This window comes from Hymenobacter terrenus (assembly GCF_000972495.1).
Lineage (GTDB): Bacteria > Bacteroidota > Bacteroidia > Cytophagales > Hymenobacteraceae > Hymenobacter > Hymenobacter terrenus.
This window is the reverse complement of record NZ_LATM01000001.1, coordinates 600405-617725: the sequence shown is the minus strand read 5'-3', so window position 1 is coordinate 617725 and position 17321 is coordinate 600405. Positions and strand designations below refer to the sequence as shown.

The window sequence follows — 17321 nt, the reverse complement described above, 5'->3', positions numbered from 1 at the left end:
TACATTTGTCCCTATGCGCGAAGATTTCCTCCATTACATCTGGCAGCACCAGTACTTCGATAAGGCGGACCTGCGCACGGCCGCCGGGGAGGAAATTCAGGTTCTGCGCCCCGGCCACCGCAACGCCGATGCTGGCCCTGACTTCCTGAACGCCCGCCTCCGTCTCGGCGAAGTAGAGTGGAACGGAGCCGTGGAAATTCACCTCCGCGCCTCGGACTGGGCCCGGCACAGCCACCAGACTGACCCCAAGTACGACCAAGTGATTCTGCACGTAGTGGGTACCCACGACGCTGACGTAGCTCGTACCAACGGCAGTCTCATTCCGGCTTTGGCCCTGCAAGCCCGCCTCGCGCCCGAGCTGCTGGCCCGCTATCAGGCACTAGTGGAAGCACCAGGCGCCGCACCGTTGCCCTGCGCGCCGCTGCTAAATCTGGTGCCCGAAATCACCAAAACCATGATGACCGAACGCGCCCTGCTGGAGCGGGTAGAACGCAAAGCCGAAGGCATTACGGAGCTGCATCACCACCTCGGCCAGGACTGGGAAGCCACCGCTTACCACGCGCTGATGGCAGCTTTCGGCTTCCAGAAAAATAGTGAGCCGCTGGCCCGCCTGGCCAAAGCCCTGCCGCTGACTGTGCTGCGCCGCCACCGGCACGACCAGCGCCAGCTCGAAGCCCTGCTCTTTGGGCAGGCCGGGTTTCTGGTTGAAAATGAGGAAACGACGGGGGATGACTACATCCAGGACTTGAGGCGGGAGCACGAGTTTCTGCGCCATAAGTACGGCCTGGGAGCCGCTGCCCTGCTCGTGCACGAGTGGAACTACCTGCGCCTGCGGCCAGCCAATTTTCCGCCCGTGCGGCTGGGCCAGCTCGCGGGCCTGCTCCATGCCCGCCCCGCGCTGTTCGACGCCCTGCTGACTGCCCAAAGCGTGGCCGCGCTCACCGAGTTTTTCCACGCGCCGGCCCCGGCTTACTGGCGCACGCACTTCCGCCCCGGCCGGCCGGGCAAGGTGCCGGCTTTAGGCAAAAGCAGCACCGATTTGCTTATTACGAACGTGGTGGTGCCCTTGCGCGTGGCCTATGCGCACCACGTGGGCCAGCCGGCCTTGGTCGAAAGCAGCATCGCCCTGCTCAGTGAATTGCCCGCCGAGCACAACCAGTACACGGCGGTGTACGAAGCGCTGAGCTTTACCCACCGCACCGCCGCCGATTCGCAGGGCCTGCTGGCGCTGCACAAAAACTACTGCACTCCGCGTCGCTGCCTGCATTGCGCCATTGGCAGCCGGCTGGTGCAACAACCCCGCGTAGCCCGATGAGAATAGTACTGGCAATTTTGCTCAACACGGCTCTGTTGGCCGTGCTGCTGCCATGGCTGCGCCAACAGTGGCGCTGGGCTGCCTACGGCCGGTGGCGAATGGTCTTTGCCGCCGGTTTGGGGCTGCGAATGCTGGCGGGTGGCATCCGCACCTGGCATCCAACCGGCGACGCGAAGTTTATGAGCTTCGTAGGGCACATCGTCACCGACAAAATCTGGGCTAATCCTGAGGCGACTTGGGACATTTTAACCCGGGCCGTGACAGTCTTGCCAAAAGGGGAAGCGCCCTATGACTTTGTGTACCAAAACACCTCGAATACCTGGATTTTGATGAAAATCCTGGGTGTCTTAAACCTGGCTTCGTTGGAAAATGATTGGGTGAACGCATTTTACGTAAGTCTGTTCGCTTTTATTGGGTGCTGGCAGCTGGTCCGCGTGCTGGCCACTGCCTTTCCTGCTACGCCCGCTGGGACTGGTGTAGTTGCATTTTTGCTCTGGCCCTCGGTGTGGTTTTGGGCTACGGGTATCAGCAAAGAGGCAGTACTGCTGAGCAGTGGGGCTTGGCTTACGGCGCGGTTAGTTAGCTATTTCTATGACACGACTGCTGACTCACACGCGCCCCGCTGGGCTTGGGTTGTGTGGTGGCCAGGCACGGCCGTCCTGGCAATGCTACACTTTGGGATGCGCTATTTCTTTGCCCTGCCGCTGCTTGGGGTGCTGGGCGGGGTAGCGGTAGGGCGGTGGCTGCGGCGCTACAGCATGGGCCAGTACCGCTTGGTGCAGGCAGCAGCGCTGGCAGCCGTGTTGGGTGTCGGTATCTGGCTGGCGCCGCAGGTGAACGTGGCTTTTAGCATGAACAAGTTCACCAACCAGGTAATCCGTGTATACAACTTCGATGTGGCTCACTCCATTGGGCGGCCTCATTTTGAATATCCTGAACTTCGGCCCACCGTGGAAAGCATTGCCGCGCACGCGCCTCTGGCGGCAGTCAACGCCGTCACCCGGCCGTGGTTGGGAGAGTCGTGGTCGGCGTTGTACTTGGCTGCTAGCCTCGAAAACACGGCACTGCTAGGGCTAATAGCGCTAGCAGTCTGGGCCGTGCTCCGCGGCCGCATTGGCAACTTTCCATTCGGCCTGGGCTTAGGGCTGGGCGTTTTCTGCCTGATTCTCGCTATTTTAATTGGCCTGACCACGCCAAATCTTGGCTCTCTTAACCGGTACCGGAGCGAGCTGCTGCCGTATTTGCTGCTGCTGCTGCTCCAGCACGACTACGCCGCTACCGCCCTGCGACGGTTGCGCTTAGACAAAGCCGCGACAGCCTGATTTGCGCGAGCTGTAAACCCTGCCCGGCCCACGGCGTAACTTTGCAGTTCGCCCATGCCGCAGCCGGTTCCTGTTTTCCGGCGCTTGGACGCCCAACTGTTAATCCAATTCATGGAAAATCCCGTCATTATTCTTGGTGCCCAAACTGTTGGCACAGCTGTCCTCGATGCTTTTCTCTCCAACGACATCGTGGTGTACTGCCTGCTCGATGACGACAAAAAGCTTCAGGGCACAGAGCTGCTGGACGTGCCCGTAATGGGCAATACGGATGATGGAGAGTTGCTAAAGCTGCTCGGCAAAAAATGCGAGGTTTTCGTGGCCACTGAAGACACCGCCAGCCGCCGCAGTCTCACTCAGATGCTGCGCACCGAGTACGAAGCTGTGCCCGTAAATGCTATTCACCAGCGCGCCAGCGTATCGGGCCACGCTACCCTGGGCCACGGCAACTACATTGGCCCGAATGCGGTTGTAGCTGCTACCGCCACCCTCGGCGACGGCTGCCTGCTGAGTGCCAACGCCGTGGTCGAAGCGCGTGCTACCATGGGCAACTTCTCTCAACTGGGCAGCGGTGCTCTCCTTGGGGCCGATGTGCAAGTTGGCGAGCTGGCCTTCATCGGCGCTGGTGCGGTGGTGGTAGCCGGCGTCAAAATTGGTGATAAAGCCCGTGTGGGTGCCGGCTCGGTGGTAGTAGCCGACGTGCCGAATGGGCAAACCGTATTTGGCAATCCGGCAGTGAAAGTTTAAAGGAGTTATGAGTTAAAAGTTATGAGCTAAGAGTCGTTAAACATTCTAGTTATCCGCTCTTAGTTCAACTCTTAACTCTTAACTCTTAACTCATAACTTTTAACTCATAACTCAAAATGTATCAGGTTCTTCTTTATTACTGCTATACACCCCTCGAAAATCCTGATGAATTTCGGGAGGAACATCACCGCCTGTGCCTGGAACTGGACTTGCGCGGGCGCATCATTGTGGCCGCCGAGGGGCTAAATGGTACGGTGTCCGGTACCATTGAAAACTGTGCGCGCTACATGGCCGCCGTGAAGGCCGACCCGCGCTTTGCCACGCTCGAATTCAAGATTGACAACGTGCCGGCTCACACGTTTCAGAAGCTGCACGTGCGTGTGAAGCCGGAGATTGTGCATAGCAGCCTGCGCCACGTGCGGCCGCATGAGAAGACCGGCCAGCACCTTTCACCCGAAGAGTTTAAAGCCCTGAAGGACCGCGACGACGTGGTGGTGGTGGACGTGCGCTCAGATTACGAGTACAACCTCGGCCGCTTCAAAAATGCCGTGACGCTGGACATCGAGAACTTCCGCGACTTCCCCGAGCGGGTCGAGCGCCTGAAGGAGTTTAAGGATAAGAAAATTCTGACTTACTGCACCGGCGGCGTGAAGTGCGAAAAAGCCAGCGCCTACCTGCTGGAGCAAGGCTTCGAAAATGTGTACCAGTTGCATGGTGGCATCATCAAGTACGGCATCGAAGCCGGCGGCGAGGACTTCGACGGCCAGTGCTACGTGTTCGACAACCGGGTGGCGGTGGATGTAAACCGTGTGAATCCCACCATCATTTCGCGCTGCCAGCATTGCCAGCAGCCCAGCAATCGCCTCGTAAACTGCGCCAACCCGCACTGCAACGCCCATCTGGCGCTCTGCGAAGCGTGCGGCGAGCAGCTGCAGGGCGCCTGCTCCGAGGCCTGCGCCGCCCACCCCGACAAGCGCTCCTACGATGGCACGGGAGCTTACCCCAAGCTCAGCAACCATTATAACCCCGCCCAGGGCCTGGCCTCTTACGCCAAGTCTTAATCATGAATTAAAAACTAGCAATAATGAACACATAGCCAGTTGGTTGAATAACTCGGCTGCTTGGTGATTCTTAATTTTTAATTCATGATTTTTTATTGATAATTCTCTCCCATGATTCCTTCCTCCGAGCTAATCTTGAATCCTGACGGCAGCATCTACCACCTCAATTTGCTGCCTGACCATATTTCCGATACCATCCTCACCGTGGGCGACCCCGGCCGGGTGGCACAAGTGAGCCGGCATTTCGATTCGGTGGAATTTGAAACCACGCACCGTGAATTTGTGACTCACGTGGGCTACTACCGCGGTAAGCGTCTCACCGTGCTCAGCACCGGAATGGGCACCGACAACATTGACATCGTAATGAACGAGCTTGATGCGCTGGTGAATATCGACTTCATGGCCCGTACCGTGCGCCCGCCCGAAGAGCGCATTAGCCTGCGTATCATCCGGCTGGGTACCAGCGGCAGCCTGCAGGCTGATGTGCCTATTGGTGCCATCCTGGCCACCGAGCACGCCGTGGGCCTCGATAGCCTCATGCAGTTCTACCCTCTGATGGAAACCGGCCTGGAAACGGAAATTGCCACCGAGCTGCAGCAAGCGCTGGCGCTGCCTTACACGCCCTACGTGGTGCGCGGCTCCGACCTGCTGCGCGAGCAGTTGGGCGCTGGCTTAGTGATGGGTAACACGCTTACCTGCCCCGGTTTCTACGGCCCCCAGGGCCGCAGCCTGCGCCTCGACTTGCGCCAGCCCGACTACATTTCCCGTTTGCAGAGCTTTCGCCACCAAAGCGCCGAGGGGGAGTTCCGTCTCACTAATTTTGAGATGGAAACGGCCGGCTATTATTCACTTGGCCGTTTGCTCGGCCACGAGGTTCTTTCGCTCAATGCCATCGTCGCCAACCGCGCCACGGGCGAATTTGCCGAAAACGCCGGTGCCGTGGTCGATGCCATGATTGAACGCACCTTGCTCCACTTATCACGGATTTAGCTGAATTATTTGGATCCACGGATTAATGGCTGATTTATAAATTGTTCTTGACAATCTGATAAGTAGGCGGATTATGTTGCTTAATTTCATCAAAAAGGCCGCCCATTGGGCGGCCTTTTTGATGAAATTAAGCGTCAAGTTAAGCTGAATTGCTCAACCAATAATCCAAATAATCAGTCTAAATCCGTGATAAGTTGATTAATAAAAATCGAAGCCAAGAACTGCACGCAAGGGTAATGAAGTTCCGGACTTGAGGGTGATGTGGTCGGAATCGGCGGCCCACACGGTGGTAATCATGCGCTTAGCGGTGCCATCGGCAGTTTGAAAGTAGATATCGAGCTTGCCGTGATACGCGTTGCCGAGAATCACAGCGCGGTCCGCATCGGCCCGCCGCCGCTGACGGGCGGCCTTATCAGTGAGCACATCATGGGAAGCGAAGAGCATGGTAGTTAGCTCTTCTTTCTCAACTATTTCGATAGTGGGAGCTGAAGGAATAAATGACATAATTAAAGGGTAATTGATAATTGGTGAAAAAGGTGGGGTATGTAAACCCCATATAGCTGTTTAAGGTGATAAATAACGATAAATTAACCAAAAGAAGCTAGTGTTTTGATGAAGAATTTTATTTAAAAACACTACAGTAGTTGCGCCAGAAATTCCATGGTGTCAACCCGGTCTGCGTATTCGTCTACCCCCGGCGACTGAGCCTGGCCAAATGGTAGGCTGCCCGCAAACCGTTGGCCCGCCGATACCACGCATTGCGTTTGAGCAGCTATATCAGTTAACTGGTCTACAAGGTCAATTTCGCTAGTGTATTCGGCGTAAAACAACATCGAGATAGGCGATACCAAAGCCGGGCTAGGCCTGATTAGCAGGAAGCCATTATCGAAATGGGGTTCGCGGTTCACGAGCAGAATGCTCTTGTTGTAGTCGTAGTTATTATTGTATTTGTGGTGGTTGAGGACGCCCTCACAGGTTTGCAAGGCGTCAAGCAGGGGCACGAAATCATAGCTGGTGGGTACGAATAGCTTGCTCACATTGCGACAGCCAAGGCCATAGTATTGGAAGATATCGGGGCCGAGCAACGCCAGCTCCGCGCTGGTTTCCTGGCCGGTGAGCACAGCCACGCTGGTGCGGTTGCGTCGGATGAGGTGGGGTTTCTTCTTAAAATAAAACTCGAAGTAGCGCGCCGTATTATCAGAGCCAGTAGCAATGAAGGCATCGGCCGCATTCAGGCGGGGCAGCACCTTAATGAAGGTTAGAAAGCGTGGCTCCAGGCGGGTCAGCTCTTCCATTATCCAAATCATGGCCACGGTATCATCGGCGCTGAGCTTGGCCAGCAGGATGTGGCCACTGAGCAGCACGCACAGCATGTCGTGGAAGCCGACCAAGGGAATATTGCCAGCCATTACCACCCCAATGGAGTGTATGGTAGTGGGTTCGGGTGGGTAGCGGGCTGCCCAGCGGCGCAAGGGCTCTTCGGCCAGCATATGGGCAATGCCAGCCACAGCAGCTCGCATACTGGGTTCATCGAACCAGGCATTCTGATTACGGGCGCGGGCCGCTAGGGCAGTGAGTTCGTCCGGGGAAATGGTGGCCAGGCGTTGGCCCAAGGCTATAAAAGCAGTTAAACGTTCGGAGTGATTCATGAGGAAGAAGGAGGCGCAACGGCTAAAACAGGACCGGAGCGGACAAATAGCGGGCAAAATTGGGCGAAACCATGCAAACCCAGCCGCTGTTGGTTAATTTTGTGGGCTCAAAGAACGGCGCGAGCCGGGCATTTTACGTAAAGCCTACTCGTCCTACTTTGGTTTCCCTCACTCCTGACCCCCGACACGCCCCATGGCCATCATGATAACCGACGAGTGCATCAACTGTGGTGCCTGCGAGCCGGAATGCCCCAATAATGCCATCTACGAAGGCGGTGCCCAATGGCGCTGGGCCGACGGCACAAGCCTGACAGAAGTAGCCACCGCCGACGGCGCAGTGGTCAGTGGCACCACTCCGCAAACCCCCGTGTCAGACGAGTATTACTACATCGTATCGGATAAGTGCACTGAATGTGTGGGCTTTCATGAAGAACCTCAGTGTGCCGCCGTATGCCCCGTTGACTGCTGCGTAGACGACCCTGACTACCGCGAGACTCGCGAGCGACTCCTCGAAAAGAAGGAATGGCTGCACATCGCCGCATAACTTTCGACTTCCAAACAAAAAGGCCGCTTCTGAAAAAGCGGCCTTTTTGTTTGTATGGTTTGATAGAGTAGCAGTGCACAAGCAAAAACAGCTAACTACTTAGGTCCCACAGTTGAAGTATTTATCGTAAGCCGACTCTGGTATAAGGTTGAGGCGGCTCATAATCTTAATGGGTAACCGACAGAGCCGGAGCAATGAGTAGCTGTTCGGATAGTCGTGGAACGTCTTGGGTGGGGCGGCTACTATTTCGTCGAACTCCGCGCGGGTCAGGCCGAGACGCTTGATGCAGAGTGAAATCACGGCTTCATCCTCAATGGAGTTGATATGGGAAATCCGGTCCAGAGCCACTTCCCGGGTCATTTGCCCCGACCGCACCAAGGCGGAATAGTTGAACAGCCGCCGGTCGATGTTGAATTTAGTACGGTTGAGGTAGTAGATAAGGCTTTGATAGAGGTCGTCGGCGTAGTGAGCGCCAGGGCTCTTCCAAGCCAGCTCGCGCACCAGCAGCTCATCTACTTCGGTCCGCACGTAGTCGAGATGGTAGAGCAGGGTCACAGTTTTGATACGCCGGATGAAGGCGTAATAGAACATCTCCTTGATTCCCAAATTGAACCCTGGGTCATTGGGCTGCCAACGCCGCAGCGGTACCGTGCCGAACTGCTTGTGTACGGCATGCAGGTACTTACCATCCAGAAAGTTCCAGCTCAACGGCGCAATGCCCTCGGTGCGGAACGACTGGCCGATAACCAAGTGCCGAATGCCTTCCTTTGCCGCCACCCCATACAGCGCAGTGGCGATGCCGAGGTCCGTTCCTTCTTCCATATCGGGTACGGACGCTTTCAAAAAGGCAATTTTCAGGTCTTTCGATTCGCGCCAGTCGGAGGTGATGGTACGAAGCTCGACTCCCAGCTGCTGACAGGCCCGCACCATGTTTTCGCCAGCGACGGGGTTGCCAAAGCCGTCGTTGAAGTGCACGGCTAAGGGACGCAGCTTGAGTTGAGTTACGCAATACCAAAGCGTGTAGCTACTATCGCGGCCGCCACTCACACCGAGCACGCAGTCGTAGCGCCGGCCGCGGCCCGCTTGGCGCATCTCATCGGCAAGGCGTTGCACGGTTCGTTGACCAGCCTCGCCCAATGGGAAAGCCTGCTCCATCCGGTCGTGTACATCGCAAAAAGAGCAGGTACCGGCTGTGTTGAAGGTAATACCAGGCACAGTAGTATCCATTAGACAACGCTTACAGCGTTGATAGTCAGGCGCCAGAGGTGTTGGTTTCAGGCTTTCGGAGGAATGTAGTTGGGTGGGCAATGAATGGCTGAGAAAAGGTGGCTGCCGCGCACGGAAAGGAGTAGGTGGCGGCAAATAGGAGAGCAGGGGGAGACCAGAGTGGGTAATTGATATTCAGGTAGCCGCAATCAGGGCAATTGGTCGAAGCGGTACCCTTTGCGGTGGAGCATGGCACTGATGTCTGTGCCACGTTCGAGGCGCTGGGGGCGGGACAGGTTGGCGACTACTAACTGACCAGCAAATTCATTAAACGCGCCTTGGGCCTGCACGCCATTAATATCAACGGCTAAGGAGCAGCCGATGCTTTTTTTGCCTTCGTAGGGCCCGCCCACGATGTACCCGACCGATGTTGTGCCCACGACTACCACGTTGTAGAGTTTGGCAAGGATGGAAAAAGGCCGCACCCATTTTTCCTCGTAAGGGTCGTGTTCTTCGGTGATGGAATAATCAACCGTCCACGATGATGGTGCCAGGATAAATTCGGCCCCCATACGGGCCAGAGTGTGGCCGATGGACAGCCCGTCAAGATAGTTATCGGCGCAGATGTTTACGCCAATTTTGCCTAGTGGCGTGTCGACTACATTCAGCGTCTGACCCACGGCATAAAACGGTTGTTCAACTGATAATAGGTTTATTTTATGGTATTTGAGTAGTATATTTCCTTTGGGGTCGATGAGCAGGGCAGCGTTGTAGTTGCGGCCATCAGCGGCTCGTTCGGTGAGGCCAGCGCACACGTAGATGCCGTGCGCCGCCGCTGCCTGACACAGCTGGTCGCTGAAGAGGCCCGGAATTGGTTGGGCTTCGTAGAGGGCGCTGGGGTGCGTCCAGGCAAAGTCCAGAGTCTCGGGGAGGAGCACCAGGTCGCATTTTTGGGCGGCGGCTTGGGCAATCTGTTCTACGGCGCGGGCCAAGTTGCGGGCTGGCTCACCACCTTCGACTAATAATTGCCCCAGGCCCACCCGCAGTGTGCCCAAGGGTGGCGGTACTTCGGGTAGTTTTGGTGTTACTGGAGCTGGTTTACGAAAAGGGAATAGCGTAGCCATTATGTAATAGAATTGTAAAACAGGACAGAATCGCTGGGAAGATACGAGTTCAAGATTAAATCTTATTCGTTAAGCTGTGCCACTTAGTAAAGACAAAAACAGGTAGCACAGTTGATGTGTAATATAGGTTGAAATTACTACTTAACTAGTTCTTTGGCTGCCAAGATAAACAAGTTTTCAATGTTAGGCTTTGGAGTAGCTTATTAATTAAACTATGAGCTATGTATTAGAGAACTGAAGAGGGGCTAGGGGGTGCAAATTGGTTAAAGGGGACAGCAATAAGTGCAACTGGCGAATAGCAGGCCCTGTGGTGCGCAATGTTTCGCTTTCCCAGCCCCGTTTCTAATGCCTATTTTTGCCCCTTCTGCTTCTTGCATCTTTTTCTATGTCCCTCGCCACCACGTATTCGCCCACCGACGTTGAAGCCAAATGGTACCAGCGTTGGCAGGAGCAGGGCTTTTTCAAGGCCTCCGCCAACCCGAAAAAAGTCCCCTACACTGTAGTCATCCCGCCGCCTAACGTTACCGGCGTGCTCCATATGGGGCACATGCTGAACAATACCATTCAGGATGTGCTGGTGCGCCGGGCCCGCATGCAGGGCAAGGAAGCCTGCTGGGTGCCCGGTACCGACCATGCTAGCATTGCCACCGAAGCCAAAGTTGTGGCTTTGCTCAAAGAGCAAGGCATTGAGAAGCGTGACCTGACGCGTGAGCAGTTTTTGGCCCACGCCTTCGATTGGAAGGAAAAGTATGGTGGCATCATTCTGGAGCAGCTCAAGCAGCTCGGTGCCTCGTGCGACTGGGACCGGACGCGCTTCACCATGGAGCCCGACCTGACCGAAGCCGTGCTTCGCGTATTTGTCGATTTGTACAATAAGGGCCTGATTTACCGTGGCGTACGCATGGTAAACTGGGACCCTCAGGGCCGTACCGCCATTTCCGACGAGGAGGTGATTGCCAAGGATGTGCAGGCCAAAATGTACTACCTCAAGTATGCCATAGTAGGGCAGGAGGGCCAGTTTCTGACCGTAGCTACATCGCGGCCCGAAACCATTATGGCCGACGTAGCCGTGGCGGTGAACCCGAATGACCCGCGCCACGCGCACTTGGCCGGCGCCGCGGTGCGCATCCCGCTGCTGGGTCGCGAAATACCAATTATTACTGACGAGTATGTGTCGATAGATTTTGGGACGGGCGCGTTGAAGGTGACGCCAGCCCACGACCTGAACGACTACGAGCTTGGCCTCAAGCATAATTTGCCCGTTATCGACATCCTGGCCGACAATGGCACCCTCAATGAGAAGGCGGTGCTCTATGTGGGCCAGGACCGGTTTGTGGCGCGCAAGCAAATTGCCAAAGATTTGCAGGAAGCGGGCTTGCTCGAAAAAATCGAGGACTACGCCAGCATTCAGCAGACCTCGGAGCGTACCAACGCCGTGATTGAGCCCAAGCTCAGCCTGCAGTGGTTCTTGAAAATGGAGCACTTGGCCAAACCCGCCTTGGAAGTAGTGGAAAACGATACCATCAAGCTGCACCCGCCCAAGTTCAAAAACATGTACCGGGCCTGGATGGAGAACGTGCGCGACTGGTGTATTTCGCGCCAGCTGTGGTGGGGCCAGCAGATTCCGGCCTACTACCTGCCCGATGGCAGCTTCGTAGTAGCCCTCACCGCCGAAGCTGCCTTGGTGCAGGCCCGGACGCAGAGCGGCAACGCCAACCTGCAGCTCAGCGACCTGCGCCAGGACGAGGATGTGCTCGATACTTGGTTTTCGTCGTGGCTGTGGCCGATTTCGGTGTTCGATGGCTTCAAGGACCCCGACAACGCCGACGTCAATTATTTCTACCCGACCAACGACTTGGTGACGGCCCCCGAAATCCTGTTTTTCTGGGTGGCTCGCATGATTATGGCCGGGCTGGAATATCGCCGCGAGGTGCCGTTCAAAAACGTGTACCTCACTGGCATCGTGCGCGACGCCCAAGGCCGGAAGATGAGTAAGAGCCTCGGCAATTCCCCCGACCCGCTCGACCTCATCCGTGACTATGGTGCCGACGGAGTGCGGACCGGGATGCTATTTTCATCGCCGGCCGGCAATGACTTGCTCTACGACGTGAAGCTGGTGGAGCAGGGCCGTAACTTCTCCAACAAGCTCTGGAATGCCTTCCGCCTCGTGAAAGGCTGGGAGGTGGATGCTGCCCTGCCCTTCGTGAATGCAAAGCCGGTGGAGTGGTTCAACGCCAGGCTGCAAGCCGCCATCGTGGAGCTGGACGACCATTTTGAGAAGTTCCGGATGAGCGACGCGCTAATGACGGTGTATAAGCTGGTGTGGGATGACTTCTGCGCGCAGTATCTGGAAATGGTGAAGCCGGCCTACCAGCATCCCATCGATGCCGAAACCCTGCGCCACACCACTGCCTACCTCGAAACGCTGCTCAAGCTGCTGCATCCCTTCATGCCCTTCATCACCGAAGAGCTATGGCACGAGCTGGCCGAGCGCGCTGACTGCGACTACGTGACCGTAGCGCCCTGGCCCAAAGCAACTCCCACTACTGAGGCTGCCCGCATTTTGGCCGATATGGATAAGGCACTGGCCATCGTAGCCGGCATCCGGACCGTGCGTAACCAGAAGAACATCGGTCCCAACAAGCCACTGGCCCTGGTAGCCAAAACCGATGAGCCCGTACTGCTGACTGATTACGACGGCATTATTCGCAAGCTGGGCAGCCTTTCGGAAGTGACGTTTGCCGAAGCGGGTCCGGCCGCATCCGTGAGCTTCGTGTTGGGCGGCAGCGAGTTTTTCATTCCGCTCGAAGGGCACATTGACCTTGCCGCCGAGCGGGCCCGCCTGGAAAAAGAGCTGGAATATGCCCAGGGCTTTCGCGAGTCGGTGCAGAAAAAGCTTGGCAACGAGAAGTTTGCTCAAAACGCCAAGCCCGACGTCTTGGAGCGCGAACGGCAGAAGCTAGCCGATGCCGAAGCTAAGATTGCTGCTCTGGAGCAGGCTATTAAGGCGTTGTAAGAATGATTTCAAAAGTAAAAAGCCGCTCCTACCACAAGGGAGCGGCTTTTTACTTTTCGGGGAAGCCCGGTTGAATCTATTTTGTGACAAGTGTCGTTATATTTGCGACAGTTGGCGCAAGGCGCGGCATACTTTACATTTTTAGAGTAATCGCAATATCATGGCACCGTATGCATTTGTTGACGTGTTGGGCGGCCCCTCGGTGGTGGGCGAACCCATTGCCAGCGACTTACAGCTGGTAGACGTAATTCAGCGGGGCCTGCGGCGGCAGGCGCTCGACCACCTGGCCCGGCGCTCGCACCTGCCGCTGCCCGTGCTGGCGGCGGCCGTCGATTTGTCGGTGCGCACCTTGCAGCGCTACACGCCCGCGCAGCGCCTCAAGGCCGATGCGACCGACCGGCTGGTGCAGTTGGCCACGCTTTATGCCGAAGGTTTTGACCTGTTCGGCGAAGACAAGTTTCGGCATTGGATGGAGTCGTCCATCCCCGCTCTGGGTGGCCGCAAGCCCGTGGAATTTATTACTACCACCGTCGGCATTCGCTTGCTGCGTGATATCCTGGGCCGCATCGAGCACGGCGTTTTTGGGTAGTGGAGGTATTTAGACTGGCCCGCTACGCCCGGCGCCACGACCTGAGCGGCTACGGCGCCTACCTCTACGGGGGCCGCTGGAACCTTCCCGGCCTGGCCCTGCTCTATACGGCCGAACAACGGGCCATGGCCCTACTGGAAACCCTGGTGCATTTGCCCGTGGAGGACTTGCCCGATGATATGTATCTGCTCACGCTGGAGGTGCCCGACAGCACCAGCCGGGAGGCCATGACGCCCGACGACCTGCCGGCCGACTGGCAGCGGCTCTCGATGCCCCAACCCACGGCTGTTATCGGGCACGCGTGGCTGCAATCGGGGCGCAGTCTGGCCCTGCAAGTGCCGTCCGTGGTGGTGCCGCAGGAGCGCAACCTGCTGCTGAACCCCGCTCATCCCGAATTTTCGCAGGTACGGCTGCTCGATGCCCAGCCGTTTCACTTCGACGAGCGGCTGCTGAAACGGTAGCTGTTGGCCCTCTCCGGGCTGCCGCAGGGACTACTGCGGTATCCCTCCCGGCTGCTTCTTTTGCAGCGGCGCCAGCTGGTTTTGCAACTGGAAGGTGACCTTCTCGCAATCAGTAAAGCGCTTTTCTGCTAGTTGCAAAGCCTTTTCGGTGGCCGCGAGCTGTTGGTATAAATAGCCAATGAGGCCCAGTGCCAACACCAGCGCCCCGAGGAAAATCAGGTTTTTCATAAAAAGCCAGGGATAAAACCACGTCCTGCTGCACTTGCCGGCGCCTCTCTACCGCGCAAGTGAATAATTATTCTTGCGGTAGAGAGGCGCCGGCAAACGCAGCAGGACGGGCTGAAATGCGCGACGATAACAGCTAGACGGTAAGAGCTAAATAGCTGTGTTTGGGTCAAACTGCTCCAAGTAATCGGCTACTTTGCGCACGAACATGCCGCCGAGCGAGCCATCGACCACGCGGTGGTCGTAGCTGTGGGAGAGGAACATGAAGTGACGCACGCCAATGAGGTCGCCCTGCGGCGTTTCAATCACGGCGGGCTTCTTCTTGATGGCGCCCACGGCCATAATGGCCACCTGCGGCTGCATGATGATGGGCGTGCCCATCACATTGCCAAACGAGCCTACGTTGCTGAGCGTGTAGGTGCCGCCCTCCAGGTCTTCGGGCTTGAGCTTGTTTTGGCGGGCGCGGTTGGCCAGGTCGTTCACCTTCTTGCCGAGACCGTTCAGATTGAGCCGGTCGGCGTTGTGGATGACGGGCACAATCAGGTTGCCGCTGGGCAGGGCCACGGCCACCCCGATGTTGATGTCGCGCTTTTTGATGATGTAGTCGCCGTCGATGGACACGTTAATCATCGGGAAGTCCTGGATGGCGCGGGCCACGGCCTGGATGAAGATGGGCGTGAAGGTGAGGTTTTCGCCCTCGCGCTTCTTATAGGCATCTTTGTGCTTGTTGCGCCAGTGTACCAGCTCCGTTACATCAGCCTCCACGAAGCTGGTGACGTGCGGCGAAATCCGCTTCGAATCCACCATGCGCTGCGCAATCATCTTGCGCATGCGGTCCATCTCAATCAGCTCCTGGCCGCCGCTCACGCTGGGGGCGGGCTTGGTAGCAGCGGCGGGCGGCGGGCTGCTGCTAGTCGCGGGCTTTGCGGGCTCGACGACCGGCGCAGTTTGGGGCAACTGGGCTACCGGGGCGACTAGGGGCGCCACCGAAGCGGCGGTGGGCGCCAGTGGCTGCTTGCCATTGGCCACGTAGTCGAGAATGTCTTTTTTGGTAACGCGGCCTTCCTTGCCGGTGCCGGGCAGGTATTCCAAATCAGTAATGCTCACGCCTTCTTCGCGGGCAATGCTCAGCACCAGCGGGGAGAGGAAGCGGCCGGGCTGGTGCACGGCGCCAGCGGCGGCGGCTGGCTGGGTGGCCGGCGACGCGGCCGCTTCGGGCAGGTAAGGCACTTCGGCCACGCCAGCATCGGGGCGTATGCCGTCGAGGCCGTTGCTGGAGGGGGCCGTTGCGGTGGTTGGAGCAGCGGCAGCCGCCTTATCGGTTTCCATGATGGCGATGGGGGCACCCACAGCCACTACCTGGCCTTCCTGAACCAGAATTTCCTGCAACACACCTGCGTAGATGGCCGGTACTTCGGTGTCAACTTTGTCGGTGGCCACTTCCAGCACCGATTCGTCCTGCTCAATCGTGTCGCCGACTTGCTTGAGCCATTTCAGGACGGTGCCTTCCATGATGCTTTCGCCCATTTTGGGCATCGTCATTTCCACTCGTGCCATATTAGGAGGGGTATTTTGGGGATTAAGTGTGGGGTGGGAGTTTAGTGGGGCAAAGGTAGCCAGAAAGCCGAACGCCCCCGGCACGCGAGGCGGCGGGGGCGTTTAAAAGGATGTTAACCTATTAGCTACTCGAAAGCCAACCGGATTGGGTCGAGGGGAATTTGCTCGTAAATGGCCGATAGCGCCACCGCTACGCCCAGCGCGGGCACTTGCAGCACCTCGTTGGGCTGCCGCAGCGGGGTCAGTTCCCACGTGCCGTGGTCGGTGCGCACGAAGCTGTCGACCAGCATCCGGTACTGCGAAATCAGCACGTACTGCTGAAGGGAGGGCAGCGACTGGTACTGCTCAAATTTCCAGCCCCGGTCGCGGGCTTCGGTGCTTTTAGATAGCACCTCGATAACCAGCACGGGCGCGTGAACGGTGCGCGGGTCGTCATCGGTGGGGTCGCAGCTTACCACCACGTCGGGGTAGTTGAAGTGCTGGTCGCCGGCCAGGGCCAGGCGCACGTTTTCGGCGAAGATTTCGCAGCTTCGGCCCTGCAAGCCGGTGCGCAGGGCAAAGGTGCAGTTTTGGATGAGGCTGTTGTGGCGCTTGGTGCCGCCGGCCATACCTTCCGGGGAGCCGGGGCCATCGAGGGGGAAAATCTCGCCGTGGTAGTACTCGTGCCGGGTGTCGGACTGCTCCTCCAGGGCAAAGTATTCCTCCACGGTATAGCGGCGCTGGTAAATCGAGTCGTCGGGGTACATAGAGCCGGGTTTGGGGAACTGCAAAGGTAGGCTCAGACGCAAAACGCACCCGGCGCATGGGGGCGGCGGGGGCGTTGTTTTGAAGATAAACCTACTTAAGTAGTGCGGGCAATGAAGTCAGTTACTCCTTGGTACATCAGCTTCACTTGTTCCTGCGTGTATTCGCCATATTGACCATGAGCAGCTTTATTTCTCAAATCAAGCCAAGCAGTCACACTTTTTGGGCTGAGAGGATTATAAACGCCGGCTTTAGCCAAATCGGCATTCATGGTATCAGCCTTTTTGGGAATGGATTTGCCATCCTTCACTGTATCAATAGGAAGAGAATTATTCTGACACAGTTGCCTCAGATGTTCCTCCAAGACGCTGCCAATCATGACTGCTGCTGGGTCTTTGAACTTCTGTTCCAGCAGGTATTCAGCCATTTCTAAAAAGTCAGAAAAGATTTCAGCCGAGATAAGGCCTTTTAGTGAAGTAAGCCAGCCACCATCTATTTCCTGTTTGGCAGCTTTCAGCACACCTAGTCCTCTATAAACAGCTCCAGGTACAGCACTAAGTCCTGTTGATTCATAGTTTTTGGGAATAGAATGGTTACTACCAAAAACAGCAATTAAAAATGATAGACTTCCAACGCGCCATTCGTGATATAAAACCGAGTTAACATAACCGGAACCTATTCGACCTGGCCTACTACTAGCAGTTTTCAGAACATCATCCGCAGAACTTATTAACTCATCAATTCGAGTTTTAATAGCTTCAATTCTCATATTCC

At 56.9% G+C, this 17321-nt stretch carries 17 protein-coding genes; 9 read left to right on the top strand and 8 right to left on the bottom strand.

Annotation, left to right across the window (positions count from 1 at the left end; all coding sequences use genetic code 11):
• Window positions 1–13 precede the first annotated feature (13 nt).
• The 5 genes from WX88_RS02665 (at window position 14) to WX88_RS02645 (ending at window position 5432) form a co-directional block, all read left to right on the top strand.
• Window positions 14–1315, top strand: a complete 1302-nt coding sequence (locus WX88_RS02665) for a DUF2851 family protein (RefSeq protein ID WP_046242700.1) — start codon at window positions 14–16, stop codon at window positions 1313–1315.
• The gene (locus WX88_RS02660) at window positions 1312–2637 is read left to right on the top strand and encodes a hypothetical protein (RefSeq protein ID WP_156175913.1); all 1326 of its coding nucleotides are present in this window, start codon (window positions 1312–1314) and stop codon (window positions 2635–2637) included. Before WX88_RS02665 ends, WX88_RS02660 begins: the two co-directional genes overlap by 4 nt.
• A 111-nt stretch (window positions 2638–2748) precedes the next feature.
• Window positions 2749–3381 (top strand): NeuD/PglB/VioB family sugar acetyltransferase, encoded by a 633-nt coding sequence (locus WX88_RS02655; RefSeq protein WP_046243094.1) that lies wholly within the window; start codon window positions 2749–2751, stop codon window positions 3379–3381.
• Between the two features lie 116 nt (window positions 3382–3497).
• The gene (gene trhO, locus WX88_RS02650; protein ID WP_046242698.1) at window positions 3498–4442 is read left to right on the top strand and encodes an oxygen-dependent tRNA uridine(34) hydroxylase TrhO; all 945 of its coding nucleotides are present in this window, start codon (window positions 3498–3500) and stop codon (window positions 4440–4442) included.
• A gap of 111 nt (window positions 4443–4553) precedes the next feature.
• Window positions 4554–5432, top strand: coding sequence for a nucleoside phosphorylase (locus tag WX88_RS02645; RefSeq protein ID WP_046242697.1), 879 nt, complete (start codon window positions 4554–4556; stop codon window positions 5430–5432).
• Window positions 5433–5630: 198 nt separating this feature from the next.
• Here WX88_RS02645 and WX88_RS02640 read toward each other — a convergent pair whose 3' ends face one another.
• Window positions 5631–5936 carry a hypothetical protein gene (locus WX88_RS02640; protein WP_052732268.1) on the bottom strand — a complete coding sequence of 102 codons (306 nt, stop codon included), beginning with the start codon at window positions 5934–5936 and terminating at the stop codon, window positions 5631–5633.
• A gap of 131 nt (window positions 5937–6067) precedes the next feature.
• Window positions 6068–7081, bottom strand: a complete 1014-nt coding sequence (locus WX88_RS02635; RefSeq protein ID WP_046242696.1) for an acyl-CoA reductase — start codon at window positions 7079–7081, stop codon at window positions 6068–6070.
• 193 nt (window positions 7082–7274) lie between these two features.
• Between WX88_RS02635 and WX88_RS02630 the strand changes: the two genes are divergently transcribed.
• Window positions 7275–7625, top strand: coding sequence for a 4Fe-4S dicluster domain-containing protein (locus WX88_RS02630; protein ID WP_046242695.1), 351 nt, complete (start codon window positions 7275–7277; stop codon window positions 7623–7625).
• A 99-nt stretch (window positions 7626–7724) separates the two neighbouring features.
• On the opposite strand, the gene WX88_RS02625 is transcribed toward WX88_RS02630, so the two are convergent.
• Together WX88_RS02625 and WX88_RS02620 are read right to left on the bottom strand one after the other, a co-directional pair.
• Window positions 7725–8933, bottom strand: a complete 1209-nt coding sequence (locus tag WX88_RS02625) for an N-acetyl sugar amidotransferase (protein ID WP_262489805.1) — start codon at window positions 8931–8933, stop codon at window positions 7725–7727.
• A 107-nt stretch (window positions 8934–9040) separates the two neighbouring features.
• Entirely contained in the window at window positions 9041–9955 is a 915-nt protein-coding gene (locus WX88_RS02620) for a carbon-nitrogen hydrolase family protein (RefSeq protein ID WP_082115803.1), read from the bottom strand.
• 385 nt (window positions 9956–10340) lie between these two features.
• On the opposite strand from WX88_RS02620, the gene WX88_RS02615 reads away from it, so the two are divergent.
• From WX88_RS02615 to WX88_RS02605, 3 genes are all read left to right on the top strand, one after another.
• Complete coding sequence (locus WX88_RS02615) at window positions 10341–12971, top strand: valine--tRNA ligase (RefSeq protein ID WP_046242692.1); 2631 nt, start codon at window positions 10341–10343, stop codon at window positions 12969–12971.
• A 160-nt stretch (window positions 12972–13131) separates the two neighbouring features.
• Complete coding sequence (gene parS / locus WX88_RS02610) at window positions 13132–13560, top strand: type II RES/Xre toxin-antitoxin system antitoxin (RefSeq protein ID WP_052732266.1); 429 nt, start codon at window positions 13132–13134, stop codon at window positions 13558–13560.
• Entirely contained in the window at window positions 13560–14021 is a 462-nt protein-coding gene (locus WX88_RS02605) for an RES family NAD+ phosphorylase (protein WP_046242691.1), read from the top strand. The genes parS and WX88_RS02605 overlap by 1 nt, the downstream gene beginning before the upstream one ends.
• Before the next feature lie 30 nt (window positions 14022–14051).
• On the opposite strand, the gene WX88_RS02600 is transcribed toward WX88_RS02605, so the two are convergent.
• The 4 genes from WX88_RS02600 to WX88_RS02585 form a co-directional block, all read right to left on the bottom strand.
• A complete protein-coding gene (locus WX88_RS02600; RefSeq protein ID WP_046242690.1) occupies window positions 14052–14249 on the bottom strand; it encodes a hypothetical protein in 198 nt (65 codons plus the stop codon).
• A gap of 147 nt (window positions 14250–14396) precedes the next feature.
• Entirely contained in the window at window positions 14397–15803 is a 1407-nt protein-coding gene (locus tag WX88_RS02595; RefSeq protein ID WP_046243091.1) for a dihydrolipoamide acetyltransferase family protein, read from the bottom strand.
• Between the two features lie 125 nt (window positions 15804–15928).
• Window positions 15929–16549, bottom strand: coding sequence for a Uma2 family endonuclease (locus WX88_RS02590; RefSeq protein WP_046242689.1), 621 nt, complete (start codon window positions 16547–16549; stop codon window positions 15929–15931).
• Window positions 16550–16644: 95 nt separating this feature from the next.
• On the bottom strand, window positions 16645–17316 hold the full coding sequence (locus tag WX88_RS02585; protein WP_046242688.1) for a hypothetical protein: 672 nt from the start codon (window positions 17314–17316) through the stop codon (window positions 16645–16647).
• Between the last annotated feature and the right edge of the window lie 5 nt (window positions 17317–17321).